Source organism: Pseudomonas sp. 32_A, assembly GCF_017490905.1.
Classification (GTDB): domain Bacteria; phylum Pseudomonadota; class Gammaproteobacteria; order Pseudomonadales; family Pseudomonadaceae; genus Aquipseudomonas; species Aquipseudomonas inefficax.
On the sequence record NZ_JAFGYI010000037.1, the window covers coordinates 44343 to 58896 of the forward strand.

Sequence of the window (14554 nt, forward strand, 5' to 3'; positions counted from 1 at the left end):
AGGCAACGCGGTTTCAGAGCTGGTCGAAATCGAGCACCACCTTGTCGCTCACCGGGTAGGTCTGGCACGACAGCACATACCCCGCTGCCACTTCGTAATCCTCCAGGGCATGGTTGCTGTCCATTTCCACTTCGCCCTCGATCACCCGGCACTTGCAGGTCGAGCACACGCCGGCCTTGCATGAGTACGGCAGCTCGGCGCCGATGGCATTGCCGGCGTCCAGCACGTTCCGGGTATTGCGTGGCAGGTCGAAGGTGAGGGCGCGGCCGTCGCTGATCACGGTGATGTGGCTGAGCGCCGAGTCCACCTGGCGCGCCGCCTCGCGGGCTTCACGACGGGCTTCGCTGCCGGCGGCGGCGAACAGCTCGAAATGGATGCGTTCCTTGGCCAGGCCATTGGCCCGCAGGCTCTCGCGCACGGTTTCGGTCATCGCCTGCGGGCCGCAGATGAACGCTGCATCCAGGCCAGGAACGTCCAGCCAGCGCGAGAACAGCTGGCCGCACTTGTCGGCATCGATGCGGCCGTTGTACAGGTCGACATCCTGCTGCTCGCGGCTGAACACGAAAATCAGGTTCAGACGGTCGAGGTAGCGGTTCTTCAGGTCTTCCAGCTTGTCGCGGAACAGTGCGCCAGAGCTGGAGCGGTTGCCGTACAGCAGGGTGAAACGGCTGTGCGGCTCGCTGGCCAGGGTAGTGGCAATGATCGACAGGATCGGAGTGATGCCGCTGCCGGCAGCCACGCCCAGGTAGTTGCCCTGGCGGGCCGGTTCCAGTGGCACGAAGAAGCTGCCCGACGGCGGCATCACTTCCAGTTGCTGGCCGGCCTTGAGCACGTCATTGGCAAATGCCGAGAAGCGCCCGCCAGGCACACGCTTTACCGCCACACGCAGTTCGCCGTCCTGCACGGCGCTGCAGATGGAATAGGAGCGGCGCACTTCTTCGTTATCCAGCTGGGTACGCATGACCAGGTACTGGCCCTGGGTGAAACGGAACTGCGCCTGCAGGTGCTCTGGCACGTCGAAGGCAATCGATACCGCATCGCGGGTCTCGGTGCGCACTTGCTTGATGGTCAGGCTGTGAAACTGGCTCATGGCGTTCTCCACGGCTCAAATGCATTTGAAATAGTCGAACGGCTCCAGGCACTCGCGGCAGCGGTAAAGCGCCTTGCAAGCCGTGGAGCCGAACTGGCTGAGCAATTCGGTATGGGCGCTGCCGCACTGCGGGCAGCACACCTGCGGTGCCTCGCCGAGCAGGCTGCGCTTGCTGGCGCTGCCCTGTGGTGGGGCGATGCCATAGGCGCGCAGGCGCTCGCGGCCCAGTTCGCTGATCCAGTCGGTGCTCCAGGCCGGGGTCAGCCGACGCTCAAGGGCCGGCGCGGGGAAGCCGGCCTGTTCCAGCGCCTGGCGGATATCCCCTTCGATCACCTCGGTGGCCGGGCAGCCGGAGTAGGTCGGCGTGACGACCAGGTGCAAGTGGCCACCGTGCCAGCCGAGGTCACGCACGATCCCCAGGTCGACCACGCTGACCACGGGCACTTCCGGGTCCATTACCTGGGCCAGTACCGCCCAGGCCCGGGCCAGGTCGTCGCTTTGTTGCGCGCGGGCGCCACGGTCGCCGGCAATCAGCTCACCAGGTTGCATCGGGGTAAGCCCTTGGCAGGAACTGCATCTCGGCCAGCAGCAGGCCCAGGTGCTCGGTGTGCAGGCCTTTGCGACCGTCCAGGTAAAAATGGCTGGCGGCCTTGGGCAGCGGCAGCTCGACCGAGGTGAAAGTCTCGCCAACCTGCTTGAGCCAGGCCGCGCCGACGGCAGCGGGGTCGGCAGCGACACCTGCCTGCGCCAGGTGCACTTCATTGTTGCTACCGGCGGCCAGTTCGACGGTGAAACGCCACAGTGCCGGGATGGCTGCGAGCATGCGTTGGCGGCTTTCTTCGGTGCCACCGCCCAGGCGCTGCACCCACTCGCTGGAGCGGCGCAGGTGGTAGGTGACTTCCTTCAGGGCCTTGGCGGCGATACCGGCGATACGCTCGTCGTTCGAGCCGACCAGGCCCTGCAGCACGGCGAAATGCCAGGCGTCATACAAGAACTGTTTGGTCATGGTCACGGCGAAATCGCCGTTGGGCTGCTCGACCAGCAACAGGTTGCGATAGGCCCGTTCGTCACGGCGGAAGGCCAGGGCGTCGGCGTCACGGCCATCATCGAGCAGCTCGGCGGCGTACTCCAGCCAGTTGCGCGCCTGGCCTACCAGGTCGAGGCCGACGTTCATCAGGGCCAGCTCCTCTTCGATGGCCGGGGCGCGGCCACACCATTCGCAAAGGCGCTGGCCCTGAACCAGGGCACTGTCGCCAAGCAGCAGCAGGTAGGGGGCAAGGGCTTCGTTATGCATGGCCAACCTCACATGTGCCCGACTTCGTCGGGCAGTTCGTAGAAGCTGGCATGGCGGTAGACCTTGTCGTCTGCCGGGGCGAACAGCGGGTCTTTCTCGTCCGGGGAAGAGGCGGTGATCAGTGCCGAGGGCACCACCCACAGGCTCACGCCTTCGCTGCGGCGGGTGTACAGCTCGCGGGCGTTTTCGATGGCCATGGCGGCATCGGCGGCATGCACGCTGCCGACATGCTTGTGGTTAAGGCCGTGCTTGCTGCGCACGAACACTTCGTAGAGGGTCCAGACAGACATTTTCGATCTCCGCATCAATCGCCGCTCAGGCGGCGTTCTTGTTCTGTTGCTTGCGCGCGTAGGCCACGGCGGCCTCGCGTACCCAGGCGCCGTCCTCGATGGCCTTGCGCCGGGTGGCGACACGTTCCTGGTTGCACGGGCCATTGCCCTTGATCACTTCGTAAAACTCGTCCCACTGGATTTCGCCGAAGTCGTAGTGGCCACGCTCGGCGTTCCACTTCAGGTCGGGGTCGGGGGCGGTGCAGCCGAGCAGCTCGAGCTGCGGCACGGTCTGGTCGATGAAGCGCTGGCGCAGTTCATCGTTGGTCTGGCGCTTGATTTTCCAGGCCATGGACTGGGCGCTGTTGGGGGAGTGCTCGTCGCTGGGGCCGAACATCATCAGTGCCGGCCACCACAGGCGGTTGATCGCGTCCTGGACCATGTCCCGCTGGGCCTGGGTGCCGTGGCGAATCATGGTCAGGAGCATTTCGTAGCCCTGGCGCTGGTGGAAGCTCTCTTCCTTGCAGATGCGGATCATCGCGCGCGAATACGGGCCGTATGAGGTGCGCTGCAGCACCACCTGGTTGACGATGGCAGCGCCATCGACCAGCCAGCCCACTGCGCCCATGTCGGCCCAGCTGAGGGTGGGGTAGTTGAAGATGCTCGAGTACTTGGCCTTGCCGCTGTGCAGCTTGGCGATTTCTTCGTCACGGTCGGCGCCCAGGGTTTCCATGGCGCTGTACAGGTACAGGCCGTGGCCGGCTTCGTCCTGGATCTTGGCCATCAGCTGCAGCTTGCGCTTGAGGCTGGGGGCGCGGGTGACCCAGTTGCCTTCGGGCAGCATGCCGACGATTTCCGAGTGGGCGTGCTGGGAGATCTGCCGGATCAGGGTCTGGCGATAGGCTTCGGGCATCCAGTTCTTGGCTTCTATCTTGATTTCGGCGTCGATCTTTTCCTGGAAGTTGCGCTCCTCGGGCGACATTTCTTCCAGCGACTTGACGCGCTTGACTCCGGTTTCCACTAGCTGTGCGTACATGTGCTGCGACTCCTGCTAAGGCATGAGTCATTTGTAAGCGATACAAAACATAACGTCAAACAGTTTTAGGTGTATCGAATAAGATTTGTGTATCACATTGGCGGCCCTTTCGCGGGTAAACCCGCTCCCACAGTTCGTGTGCATCCCCCTGGCATGATGCGATTCCTGTGGGAGCGGGTTTACCCGCGAAGAGGCCAGCCGAAAAAACGCAAAAAAAAGCCCCGGACGATGCCGGGGCCGAAAAGGCAGCCGAATGAATCAGCTGGCCAACCGTTTGTCGAACACGTGGCAGGCCTTGCCCTCGGAACGCTTGAGCGCACCGCAGGGCTGCAACTGCACCTGGGTGCTGATGCCAATGTAGGTCTTTATCTGTTTGCTCAGTTCGCCGACAACAAGCTTGCGCTGGCCTTCATCAAGGTGCTGGCACTCGGCACGCAGCTCCACATGCACCTCGACCCTGTCCAGGTTGCCATTGCGATACAGATGAATCTCATAAAGTTCTGAAAGCTGTTTTATTTTCAGCACCTGCTCCTCAATCTGGGTCGGGAACACATTGACCCCACGAATGATCAGCATGTCATCGCTACGGCCGGTGATCTTGCCGATTCGCCGCATCGGCCTGGCAGTACCGGGCAGCAGGCGAGTGAGGTCGCGCGTGCGGTAGCGCACCATTGGCAACGCTTCCTTGCTCAGCGAAGTGAACACCAGCTCGCCCAACTGGCCGTCCGGCAGCACTGCACCGGTGACCGGGTCGATGATCTCGGGGTAGAAGTGGTCCTCCCAGATGGTCGGGCCATCCTTGGTTTCGATGCACTCCATCGCCACCCCAGGCCCCATGATTTCCGAGAGGCCATAGATGTCGAGCGCATCGATGCCCAGCCGTTGCTCGATAGAACGGCGCAGCTCGTCGGTCCACGGCTCGGCGCCGAATATGCCCAGGCGCAGCTTGAGGTCTTGCGGGTCGATGCCCTGACGCTCGATCTCGTCGGCCAGGTTTAGCATGTAAGAGGGGGTGACCATGATGATGTCGGGCTGGAAGTCGCGAATCAGCTGCACCTGCTTCTCGGTCTGGCCACCGGACATGGGGATCACCGTGCAGCCCAGGCGCTCGGCACCGTAATGCGCGCCAAGCCCGCCGGTGAACAGCCCGTAACCGTAGGAGACATGCACCTTGTCACCCTTGCGCCCACCTGCAGCACGGATCGAGCGGGCGACCACGTTGGCCCAGGTGTCGATGTCGTTCTGGGTGTAGCCCACCACTGTGGGCTTGCCGGTGGTGCCACTGGAGGCGTGCAGGCGGACCACCTCTTGCTGGGGCACCGCGAACATGCCGTAGGGGTAGTTGTCGCGCAGGTCGTTCTTGCCGGTGAAGGGGAACTTCGCCAGGTCTTCGAGGCACTTGAGGTCGGCGGGGTGGGCGCCGCACTCGGCAAAGCGCTGGCGGTACAGCGGCACGTTGTCATAGGCGTGCTTCAGGCTCCAGCGCAGGCGCTCCAGCTGGTGCTGGCGCAGGGCATCGACGCTGGCGGTTTCCATCGGGTCCAACAGGGCACGATCGGCATCATGGTACATGTTCATGGCTTCACTCGAATTGTTCTTGTACGCCGCGCGGTAACGGTTGCAGGCCGCGTGGTGAGTGTCATGGAAGCAGCATATACGGCTGCGTTCGGTTCGGTAACAAGCGCATGGCCTGAGCCGCTCAGAGGCGTTCGATGACCATCGCGATGCCTTGCCCGACGCCGATGCACATGGTGCACAGGGCGTAGCGTCCGGCGGTTTCTTCCAGCTCGTGCAACGCGGTGGTGACCAGGCGTGCACCGCTCATACCCAACGGGTGGCCCAGGGCGATGGCACCGCCATTGCGGTTGACCCGTTCGTCATCGTCGGCCAGGCCTAGCTCGCGTAGTACCGCGAGGCCCTGGGCGGCAAAGGCCTCGTTGAGCTCGATGACATCCATGTCGGCCAGCGACAGCCCGGTAAGCTGCAGCACCTTGCGCGTAGCCGGCACAGGGCCGATGCCCATCAGCCGTGGTTCGACCCCGGCCACCGCCATGCCGACGATGCGGCCGCGAGCCTTCAGGCCATGGCGGCGAGCGGCAGTGCTGCAGGCCAGCAGCAGGGCGCAGGCACCATCGTTGACCCCCGAGGCATTGCCGGCGGTGACGCTGCCGCCGTCACGGAACGGGGTGCCAAGCCTGGCCAGCTGCTCCAGGGTGGTGTCGCCGCGGGGATGTTCGTCGTGCTCGACCACTTTGGCCGGGCCTTTGCGCTGCGGGATCTCGACCGGCACGATTTCCTTCGCCAGGCGCCCGCGTGCCTGGGCGGCGGCCGCCTTGTGCTGGCTGCGCAGGGCGAAGGCGTCCTGGTCGGCGCGGGAAATGCCGAACTGTTGCGCAACGTTCTCTGCCGTTTCCGGCATCGAATCGGTACCGAAGGCTTCCTTCATCAACGGATTGATGAAACGCCAGCCGATGGTGGTGTCGAACAGTTCGGCTGCGCGGCCGAACGCCTGCTCCGACTTGCCCATGACGAACGGCGCGCGCGACATCGACTCCACGCCGCCGGCCAGCATCAGCCCGGCTTCGCCGCAGCGCAGGGCGCGGGCGGCATTGCCGATGGCGTCCAGGCCGGAGCCACACAAGCGGTTGATGGTGGTGCCCGGCACTTCGATCGGCAGCCCGGCCAGCAAGCTGGCCATGTGCGCGACGTTGCGGTTGTCCTCGCCAGCCTGGTTGGCACAGCCGAGGATGACGTCGTCGATGGCTGTCCAGTCCAGTTCGGGATGGCGCTGAATCAGGGCTTTGAGCGGAATGGCGGCCAGGTCATCGGCGCGCACGCCGCTCAAGGCCCCGGCATAACGGCCGATGGGGGTGCGCACGGCGTCGATGATCAAGGCATCGGCCAGGGTGTGTTCAGTCATCTTGCGTCTCCTGCGCCAGCACGGTGCCGCGCACTTTGTAGGATTTGCCATGGAACATCGCCACCAGCTCGCCGCGCTGGTTCTCGATGCGGACGTGGTACAGGCCGGTGCGGCCCTTGCGGCTGACCTCGCTGGCGCGGGCGGTGAGCACATCGTCGCGCAGCGCGGGGGCAAGGTAGTCAATGCTGCAGCCCAGGGCGACGGTGGCCTGGTCGTGACTGTTGCAGGCGAAAGCAAACGCCGAATCGGCCAGGGCGAACAGGAAGCCGCCATGGCAGGTGCCATGCCCCTGGATCATGTCGGCGCGTACCGGCATGCGCAGGCAGGCCAGGCCCGGGCTGGCTTCCAGCAGGCGGATGCCCAGGCCCTGGGTGGCCTGATCGCGGGCGTACATGGCCTCGGCACAGGCTTGTGCCAGTTCGACTTCAGTCATGCAGGGTGCCTCCTTTGGCTTCGCAGCGGCGTAACAGTAGGGAAGGGCGGTAGCGGCTCTCGCCGTAGCCGCGCTGCAGGTTGTCGAGCACGCGCAGGGTGTGGGGGATGCCGATGTTCGTGGCCCAGGCCAACGGGCCGCAGGGGTAGTTGACCCCGGCGCACATGGCCAGATCGATGTCGGTGGCGCTGCCGACGCCTTGCAGCACGGCATCGGCGGCCTCGTTGGCGAGCATCGCCACGGTGCGCAGCACCACCAGGCCGGGCAGGTCGGCGACCGCCGTTACCTTCAGCCCGGCACGCTGTAGCAAGGCCACGGCCTGGTCGCGAGCGTGGTCGCTGGTGTCGGCCGACCAGCTGATGGCGAGGCGGGTGGCGGTGGCGTAGTCCAGGGCCAGGTCGAGCAGCACCAGATTACGCAGGCCATCTTCCCGGGCACGCTGGCTGGCCAGTCGGCCGTCGGACAGTGCCAGGGTGGCATCGCCCACCTGGATCAGGCCGCAGCCGGCGCGTCGGGTCACGGCGATGCCGCTTTGGCGCAGGCGCTCGACCAGCGGCTGCATCACCGCCAGGTCGCCTTCGACGACGCACGCATCGACGATGGCGGCGCTGTGCAGTTCGGCTGGTTGCGGGCGCTCCGCGCCTTCGCCATAGCTATAGAAGCCTTGGCCGGTCTTGCGCCCGAGGCGGCCCGCGTCCACGAGTTCTTTTTGCACCAGCGAAGGCTGGAAACGGAAATCGCCATAGAACGCATCGAAGACCGAACAGGTAACGGCGTAATTGACGTCGTGCCCGATCAGGTCGGTTAGCTCGAACGCGCCCATGCGAAAACCACCGGCATCGCGCAGCAGCGCATCGAGGCTGGCGCAATCGGCTGCGCCTTCCTGCAGCAGGCGCAGGCTTTCGGCATAGAACGGCCGCGCCACGCGGTTGACGATAAAGCCCGGCGTGGAGCGCGTGTGCACCGGCAGCTTGCCCCAGGCCTGGGCGGTGGCATGAATGCAGGCGGCTACGGCCGGGGCGGTGGCCAGGCCCGAGACCACTTCGACCAGCGCCATCAGCGGTGCCGGGTTGAAGAAGTGCATGCCAACCACCTGTTGCGGCCGTTGCAGCCCGGCGGCAAGGCTGGTGATGGACAGCGACGAGGTGTTGCTGGCGAAGATGCAGTCGGCGGCGCACAAGGCTTCCAACTGGCTGAACAGCGCTTGCTTGACCTGCAGGTTCTCGACGATGGCCTCGATCACCAGGCGGGCATCGGCCAGGGCTTCAAGGGCGTCCACCGGGCACAGCCGGGCGCTGATGGCTTCCCGCTCGACGGCCTGCAACTTGCCTTTTTCCACCAGGCGGGAAAGTTGCCGATCAATGTCGGCAACCGCCTGGGCTGCTGCGCCCGGGCGATTGTCGTAGAGCTTTACCAGGTGGCCGGCCTGGGCCGCAACCTGGGCGATGCCGGCGCCCATGGCGCCCGCACCGATCACTGCCACCTGGGCGTTGCTTGCGAGTGCGCTCATGATCAACGCCCCTTGAATGCTGGCGTGCGCTTGTTCATGAAGGCACTCACGCCTTCGCGATAGTCCTCGCTGCGCCCGGCCAGGCGCTGCAGGTCGCGCTCCAGTTCCAGCTGTTCATCGAAACCGTTGTCGAAACTGGCGTTCAGGCTGCGCTTGATCAGGGCCAGCCCGTAAGTGGGCTGGGTGGCGAGCTGGCGGGCGAGGGCAAGGGCCTCGTCGCGCAGCGCGGCATCATCGACCACACGGTGGATCAGCCCCCATTGCTGGGCCTGTTCGGCGCCCAGGCGCTCGCCCAGCATGGCCAGGGCCTTGGCTCGCGCCATGCCGACCAGGCGCGGCAACAGCCAGGTGCCGCCGGAGTCGGGTACCAGGCCGATCTTGCAAAATGCCTGGATGAAGCTGGCCGAGCGGGCGGCCAGCACCAGGTCGCAGGCCAGCGGGATGTTGGCACCGGCGCCGGCAGCCACACCGTTGACCGCGCAGACCACCGGCAGCGGCAGGTCGCGCAGGGTGCGTACCAGCGGGTTGTAGAATTTGTCGATCGACTCGCCCAAGTCCGGCATTTCGGCGCCAGGGGCGACGTTGCGATCGGACAGGTCCTGGCCGGCGCAGAAACCACGGCCTTCGGCAGTCAGCAACAACACCCGTGCTTCGCTGCTCTGGCGCACTTGCTTGAGCGCCTCACGCACTTCCAGGTGCATGGCGGTATTGAAGCTGTTCAGCTGTTCGGGGCGATTCAACGAGAGGAGGGCGACGCCGTCCTCGATGGAAAACAAGATGTGCTGGAAAGGCATGACAGACTCGCTCCGTCAGTCGAGGGGAAGATGGTCAGCGGCCCTGGAAGCGGGCCTGGCGTTTTTCCTGGAATGCACGAATGCCTTCGTCGCGGTCGGCGGTGCCGGCCAGCAAGGTGAAGGCGTGGCGTTCGAAGCGCAGGCCGCTGGCCAGGTCGGTATCGCCGGCCTTGAGCAGCGCCTCCTTGGCCAGGCGCACCGCCAGCGGGGCCTTGGCGGCAATGCCGCGGGCGACATGCAGCGCGCGTTCTACAGTGAGTTCCGGCTGGGTGATTTCGCTGACGAGCCCGGCCTGCAAGGCATGGCGGGCGGTGATGGCTTCGCCGGTCAGCACCATTTGCATGGCCAGCGGCTTGCCTACTGCCCGCAGCAGGCGTTGGGTGCCACCGGCGCCGGGGATGATCCCGAGGTTGATTTCCGGCTGGCCGAAATGGGCGTCGCTGCCGGCAATGACGATGTCTGCGCACATCACCAGCTCGCATCCGCCGCCCAGGGCATAGCCGTTGACGGCGGCGATCAGCGGCTTGGTGAAGGCGGCGATGCTTTGCCAGTGAGCCACACGGGGGTCGTTGAGGATGCCGACCAGGTCGCGCTCGGCCATCTCGCGGATATCGGCGCCTGCGGCGAATGCCTTGCGGCTGCCGGTGATGACCACCGCACGGGTCTGCTCGTCCTTCCCGGCCGTTTCCAGCGCAGTGGCCAGCTCTGCCAGTAACTCGGTGCACAGGGCGTTGAGCGCCTCGGGCCGTTGCAGGGTAATGAGCTGGACGCCTTGTTCCGGCGCCTGCACATCGAGATATCGCGGCATGTCGGGTTCCTCTGGCTGCACGCACGGCACATCGTGGGGCCGGCATTTCTTGGAATTGTTTGCAGGGGCGTGATGCGGGATCACGTCCAGGTGGAACCAGTATATGCATTACGTGATACATATTTGCAACGTGCAAAATTGCTTCACGTATCTCTTTGCGTCGTAGCGACAAGCGATTTTTCATCGCCGTTGATGATGTTGAATCGTTTATTTAGATGTATATCGGCGTGAAACGACGATTTTTTGCAAAACAAACGGCACCCTCCAAAGCGATACACGATCCTGGCGATTGACGCAAAATAATATTGTGATACAAGATCTGCGTGCATTTGAAATCATTTCAGGAGCTTTTCCATGCCTTGCTATCGACTGGACGGCCTGACCCCCGTGGTTCATCCGACAGCCTACGTGCACCCCAGCGCCGTGCTGATCGGTGATGTCATCGTCGGTCCTCGTTGCTACGTCGGCCCACTGGCTTCACTACGGGGGGATTTCGGCCGTATCGTGCTGGAGGAGGGCGCCAACCTGCAGGACACCTGCGTGATGCATGGTTTCCCGGGCGGCGATACGGTAGTCGAACGCAACGGGCATGTCGGGCATGGCGCCGTGCTGCACGGCTGCCGCGTGGGCGAAGACGCCTTGATCGGCATGAACGCGGTGGTGATGGATGGTGCCCATGTGGCGCCGCGCTGCATCGTCGCGGCCACGGCATTCGTCAAGGCGGGTTTCGAATGTGCGGCACAAAGCCTGGTGATGGGCTCGCCAGCCCAGGTCAAGCGCCCACTGACCGAACAGGAGCTGGCCTGGAAGCAACGTGGCACGGCGGAGTATCAGCACCTGGCGCAACGCTGCATGAACAGCCTGGTCGAATGCCCGCCGCTGACCGAAGTCGAGCCCCGGCGCCCACGCATGGAAGACACCGGCGTCAGGCCCAAAGGCCAGGCATCGGCATGAGCCTGGCAGCGTCACGCAATGGCCAGGCGGCACGCCGCGCAGGTATAGTCGGTGCTTTATCCGCGCACAGTTCGCCCATGAGCAATCTCGCCCCACTGAACCACCTGATCACCCGCTTCCAGGAACAGACGCCGATCCGCGCCAGTTCCTTGATCATCACTTTGTACGGCGACGCCATCGAACCCCACGGCGGTACCGTCTGGCTGGGTAGCTTGATCAACCTGCTGGAGCCTATCGGCATCAACGAGCGGCTGATCCGCACATCCATCTTCCGCCTTACCAAGGAAGGCTGGCTCACTGCCGAAAAGGTTGGCCGCCGCAGTTACTACAGCCTGACAGGCACAGGCCGCCGCAGGTTCGAGAAAGCCTTCAAGCGGGTCTACAGCCCGAGCCAGCCAGCCTGGGACGGCGCCTGGACGCTGGTGTTGCTCTCGCAGCTGGAGGCCGGCAAACGCAAGGCTTTGCGAGAGGAACTGGAGTGGCAGGGGTTTGGCGCCATGGCCCCGAACCTGCTGGGCTGCCCACGGGCAGACCGCGCCGACCTGGCCGCAACCCTGCGTGACCTGGAGGCCAGCGACGACAGTATCGTCTTCGAGACCCACACCCAGGAAGTACTGGCATCCAAGGCCATGCGCGCCCAGGTGCGGGAGAGCTGGCGCATCGACGAACTGGGGCAGCAGTACAGCGAGTTCATCCAGCTGTTCAGGCCGCTATGGCAAGGTTTGAAAGAGCAACAACAGCTCGATGCCCAGGATTGCTTCCTGGCACGCACATTGTTGATTCACGAATACCGCCGGCTGCTGCTGCGCGACCCGCAATTGCCGGACGAGCTGCTGCCTGGGGATTGGGAGGGAAGGGCTGCGCGACAGCTGTGCCGTAACCTCTATCGCCTGGTGTTTGCCAAGGCGGAAGAATGGCTGAATGCAGCGCTGGAGACGGCTGATGGGCCGTTGCCGGATGTGAATGAAGGCTTTTACAGGCGTTTTGGCGGGCTGGTTTGAGAGGTGGGTGCAGAGGTTGGGTTTATATAACTACGCTAAATGAGTATTTAGTGTAGTTATATCTTATTTGCATATAAGAATGGGCACACGAGGGGACCTGAGCGCTCAAGTATCGCTTTCAAGTCAGGACGGACCTACAGGGATGGATCCTGGCTTGAGGGTCGGCGTGAGGTGTAAGCAACTGTCGTCTGAACCCTGCGGGCCCTTGTAGGAGCGACCTTGTGTCGCGATGGGCTGCGCAGCAGCCCCAAGATTTCAAAGCAGACGCATAAAATGCCGGGGCTGCCTTGCAGCCCATCGCGACACAAGGCCGCTCCTACAATTGACCGCGTCAACCGATCGACCAGGGGCTGGTTTGCCGGCGATTGCCATCGCGGCAACCGCAACGACGCTGGCAGCAGCCTTGGTGTGGTCACGCAGGCGTCGGGCTTGGCTTGGCCTGGTCAACAAAGCCGAGGGTAAACGTTACAAGTTACTTGCAAGTACTCAGGTACAGCTGGGAATGGCTGGGTTTCGGATGCTCCAGCCGCGTTAGCCAACAAAGGCAAGCCCAACGCGTCCAGCACCAGGCTAATGCTCGTGATGGTAAGCGGTCGATTGATCGAGATTAAAATCTAGACCAGAGGGCATTACCTGGTCCCAAAGTGCCTCACTCGTGGCCTGGTGACCAAATAAAGACTAGCGCATAATGTGTATTATGTTAAACGACAGGCGATGTCATAAATGTTCACGAGCCTTGTAAGGTACTGATTCGACGAATTCGGTTTGGATGGCTAGTCTTGCAACGGGCCATGTATTTCTTGTTCATGGCGAGACCTTGAATGAGGTGTCTGCCAATGAAGCTGGTTCAGTGTCATTTCTCGTCAGGCCAGCGCGTGCCAGTGCTTGTGCAGGATGGTTCAGCGGCGCCCTTGCCCAAGCTGGTCCCATTTATCTACGTCCAGCTCAGATTCAAGCATCGTGCCTACAACACCGTCGCAGCGCACCTGCGTGCGATCCAGGCTTTCTACACCTATGCCAAAAGCCGGGAGCTTGATATCGATGAGGCCATCATGGCCTGTCACTTCGAGACGATTTTGGCACTACTGGACGGTTACACCCTCTGGCTCCAAAGCGGTCGCCAGGCGGATAATCTGGTCGCCCGAATCGGCACAACTGCAACGGCATCTCTGCCACCGATAGATCCGCACACCCGTGACCAGTACCTGCGGCAGTTGAAGCAGTATCTGTCATGGTCTGTTACACGATACATCCCGCGCGCTCGTCAGAATTCAACCACTCAAGCTAACCTCGAGGTGGCATTTGCAGATGTTGCCGACGTCATTGAGCGACGCTTTGACAGCCATATCACCAATGTGCGTCCCGACCATGCCCGTTATCGCAGCCTGACCGATCCCCAACTCCAGATCGTTCGCACACTGATTCGTCCGGGTGCTGTGGGAAATCCGTTTCCCAAGCGATTGCAGTTGCGCAATTGGCTAATGATTGAATTGTTGCTGGAAACCGGCATGCGTCGTGGAGAGCTTTTGAAGCTCTACACCACGGATATTAATAAGGGTTCTCAGCACGCCTATGTCACCATCAATGACCGCGAACATGACCCCGCCGACCCACGCGCTGAAGAGCCTGCGCTGAAAACCCACGGACGAACCGTAGGTATTTCTGCACAGTTGTATGAGGTCTACGAGCACTACATCCAGAGCGAACGGCGCCCTCTACGTGACGGCAAACCGATGAAATTGCTGCACCGCTATCTGTTCATCTCTGACAGAGGCCGCCCGCTGTCGATTCGCGCATTGTCTAACGTCCTCGATCGGCTGTTTCTGACCATTGAACTGGCGCATCCGGGGTTGTTGCCTACTCTTTCTGCGCATGACTTTCGCCACACCTTCGCCGACCGTTTCTTGGCTTACCTGGTCGAGCAGCGTGGGCACGACCTGGAGCGCGCCACGGACGAACTTCGGCGAGTCTGCGGTTGGGCTGAGACTTCGGCGATGCCACGTCGTTATGCAAGTCGTTATCTAGCCGAGTCGGCCAACCGCCATAACGCGCAGCGTGCCTCAGCAGCTTGGGGCCGACTTGACAGTTAAGGAGCTTCGTCGTGCCTAAATCAGCCGATCCTAAACGGGCATCACCCTCCTCCTCTCTTTCGGCCTACGTATTCGAGGGCCCGGCTCTGGTTGCGATTCGAACTCGCACCAATGATCAGCCAAAGTACGTCGATACCCGTTTGCCGGTCTGGACGTGGTACGACGGTGGGCTCGCAATGACAATCGATTGGGCTGCGCTTCAATTGAACTCAGAGCTCATCGAAATTGGTGAATCGCCCCTGGTTTCGTAGACACCTCCAAGCCTCATAATGAGGCCCAAATAGGAGGTGCCATGAGTCGTCAGCGTTACCCCGAAGAATTCAAGATCGAAGCGGTCAAGCAAGTGACCGAGAAA

The 14554-nt window shown here is 62.9% G+C and carries 14 protein-coding genes; 3 read left to right on the forward strand and 11 right to left on the reverse strand.

Annotated features, from left to right (window positions below; genetic code table 11):
• Positions 1-13: 13 nt before the first annotated feature.
• The 11 genes from paaE to paaF all read right to left on the reverse strand — a co-directional run bounded on the left by paaE (position 14) and on the right by paaF (position 10154).
• Entirely contained in the window at positions 14-1090 is a 1077-nt protein-coding gene (gene paaE / locus J5M58_RS20225) for a 1,2-phenylacetyl-CoA epoxidase subunit PaaE (RefSeq protein WP_207879336.1), read from the reverse strand.
• Positions 1091-1105: 15 nt separating this feature from the next.
• A complete protein-coding gene (gene paaD, locus J5M58_RS20230; protein WP_207879338.1) occupies positions 1106-1639 on the reverse strand; it encodes a 1,2-phenylacetyl-CoA epoxidase subunit PaaD in 534 nt (177 codons plus the stop codon).
• Positions 1626-2384 (reverse strand): 1,2-phenylacetyl-CoA epoxidase subunit PaaC, encoded by a 759-nt coding sequence (paaC, locus tag J5M58_RS20235; protein ID WP_207879341.1) that lies wholly within the window; start codon positions 2382-2384, stop codon positions 1626-1628. The genes paaD and paaC overlap by 14 nt, the downstream gene beginning before the upstream one ends.
• Before the next feature lie 8 nt (positions 2385-2392).
• Positions 2393-2674, reverse strand: a complete 282-nt coding sequence (gene paaB / locus J5M58_RS20240; protein ID WP_013972614.1) for a 1,2-phenylacetyl-CoA epoxidase subunit PaaB — start codon at positions 2672-2674, stop codon at positions 2393-2395.
• Between the two features lie 25 nt (positions 2675-2699).
• Complete coding sequence (paaA, locus tag J5M58_RS20245; RefSeq protein ID WP_207879343.1) at positions 2700-3689, reverse strand: 1,2-phenylacetyl-CoA epoxidase subunit PaaA; 990 nt, start codon at positions 3687-3689, stop codon at positions 2700-2702.
• 258 nt (positions 3690-3947) lie between these two features.
• The gene (gene paaK, locus J5M58_RS20250) at positions 3948-5267 is read right to left on the reverse strand and encodes a phenylacetate--CoA ligase PaaK (RefSeq protein WP_207879346.1); all 1320 of its coding nucleotides are present in this window, start codon (positions 5265-5267) and stop codon (positions 3948-3950) included.
• 121 nt (positions 5268-5388) lie between these two features.
• The gene (pcaF, locus tag J5M58_RS20255) at positions 5389-6609 is read right to left on the reverse strand and encodes a 3-oxoadipyl-CoA thiolase (RefSeq protein WP_207879349.1); all 1221 of its coding nucleotides are present in this window, start codon (positions 6607-6609) and stop codon (positions 5389-5391) included.
• Complete coding sequence (gene paaI, locus J5M58_RS20260; RefSeq protein WP_207879351.1) at positions 6602-7042, reverse strand: hydroxyphenylacetyl-CoA thioesterase PaaI; 441 nt, start codon at positions 7040-7042, stop codon at positions 6602-6604. The genes pcaF and paaI overlap by 8 nt, the downstream gene beginning before the upstream one ends.
• The gene (gene paaH, locus J5M58_RS20265; RefSeq protein ID WP_207879355.1) at positions 7035-8552 is read right to left on the reverse strand and encodes a 3-hydroxyacyl-CoA dehydrogenase PaaH; all 1518 of its coding nucleotides are present in this window, start codon (positions 8550-8552) and stop codon (positions 7035-7037) included. The genes paaI and paaH overlap by 8 nt, the downstream gene beginning before the upstream one ends.
• A gap of 2 nt (positions 8553-8554) precedes the next feature.
• Positions 8555-9346 (reverse strand): 2-(1,2-epoxy-1,2-dihydrophenyl)acetyl-CoA isomerase PaaG, encoded by a 792-nt coding sequence (gene paaG / locus J5M58_RS20270; protein ID WP_112251787.1) that lies wholly within the window; start codon positions 9344-9346, stop codon positions 8555-8557.
• A gap of 34 nt (positions 9347-9380) precedes the next feature.
• On the reverse strand, positions 9381-10154 hold the full coding sequence (paaF, locus tag J5M58_RS20275) for a 2,3-dehydroadipyl-CoA hydratase PaaF (RefSeq protein ID WP_112251788.1): 774 nt from the start codon (positions 10152-10154) through the stop codon (positions 9381-9383).
• A 354-nt stretch (positions 10155-10508) separates the two neighbouring features.
• Here paaF and paaY point away from each other — a divergent pair, with 354 nt between their 5' ends.
• From paaY to J5M58_RS20290, 3 genes are all read left to right on the forward strand, one after another.
• Positions 10509-11108: a phenylacetic acid degradation protein PaaY gene (gene paaY, locus J5M58_RS20280; RefSeq protein ID WP_112251789.1), complete on the forward strand. Its 600-nt coding sequence runs from the start codon at positions 10509-10511 to the stop codon at positions 11106-11108.
• A 77-nt stretch (positions 11109-11185) separates the two neighbouring features.
• Entirely contained in the window at positions 11186-12109 is a 924-nt protein-coding gene (gene paaX / locus J5M58_RS20285) for a phenylacetic acid degradation operon negative regulatory protein PaaX (protein ID WP_181457324.1), read from the forward strand.
• Between the two features lie 836 nt (positions 12110-12945).
• Positions 12946-14199: a site-specific integrase gene (locus J5M58_RS20290; RefSeq protein WP_207879357.1), complete on the forward strand. Its 1254-nt coding sequence runs from the start codon at positions 12946-12948 to the stop codon at positions 14197-14199.
• Positions 14200-14554: the final 355 nt, after the last annotated feature.